Below are 1,000 nucleotides of genomic sequence, written 5' to 3'. Positions count from 1 at the left end.
CCTCTTAGCGGGTNCCGCGACGGCTCATGAACGCAAGGCGCTCAAGCAATTGAACATCCTGTTCGTTCTTCACCAAGGCGCCTGCCAAGGGTGGGATCGCTTTGGTCGGATCGCGTTCGCGCAGCACGGCTTCACCGATATTGTCGGCCATCAGCAGTTTGAGCCAGTCGACCAGTTCGGAGGTGGACGGCTTTTTCTTCAGGCCTGGCACTTTGCGCACGTCGAAAAACACGTCCAGCGCTTCGCTGACCAGGTCTTTCTTGATGTCGGGGTAGTGCACATCGACGATCTTTTGCAGGGTCGTGCGGTCGGGGAAGGCGATGTAATGGAAGAAGCAGCGGCGCAGGAACGCGTCCGGCAGCTCTTTTTCGTTGTTGGAGGTAATGATGATGATCGGGCGTTTCTTGGCCTTGATGGTCTCGTCGATTTCGTAGACGTAGAACTCCATCTTGTCGAGTTCTTGCAACAGGTCGTTAGGGAACTCGATGTCAGCCTTGTCGATTTCATCGATCAGCAGAATCACCCGCTCCTCGGACTCGAAGGCCTCCCAGAGCTTGCCCTTTTTCAGGTAATTGCGAACGTCGTGGACTTTTTCCGTGCCCAGCTGCGAGTCACGCAGGCGGCTGACCGCGTCATACTCGTAGAGGCCCTGATGCGCCTTGGTGGTGGACTTGATGTGCCAGGTAATCAGCTTGGCGCCGAAGGATTCGGCCAGTTGTTCGGCGAGCATGGTCTTGCCGGTGCCGGGCTCGCCCTTGACCAGCAATGGCCGTTCCAGGGTGATGGCGGCGTTCACGGCCAATTTCAGGTCATCGGTGGCGACGTAGGCCTGGGTGCCTTCGAACTTCATCTGCTAATCCTCGAACGGTAACGCCGACCTGAACGGGGCAGGGCGGGGCGCAATAAGTGTAGTACCCGACTATAACGCGCAGGCCGGTCGACTGTGAACGCATACGGCTTATTCAGTCCCTGAATGGGGCGTCACATCTTGACTCAGTCT

At 57.5% G+C, this 1,000-nt stretch carries 1 protein-coding gene; it reads right to left on the bottom strand.

Annotated elements, in window-relative coordinates; genetic code table 11:
* Positions 1–4: 4 nt before the first annotated feature.
* Complete coding sequence (locus tag B7L09_RS09510) at positions 5–850, bottom strand: AAA family ATPase (protein ID WP_028620815.1); 846 nt, start codon at positions 848–850, stop codon at positions 5–7.
* Positions 851–1,000 lie beyond the last annotated feature (150 nt).

It is taken from the genome of Pseudomonas mandelii (genome assembly GCF_002251635.1).
GTDB lineage: Bacteria > Pseudomonadota > Gammaproteobacteria > Pseudomonadales > Pseudomonadaceae > Aquipseudomonas > Aquipseudomonas mandelii_B.
Note: the sequence above shows the minus strand (reverse complement) of the source record. Positions and strands in the feature narration are given on the sequence as shown.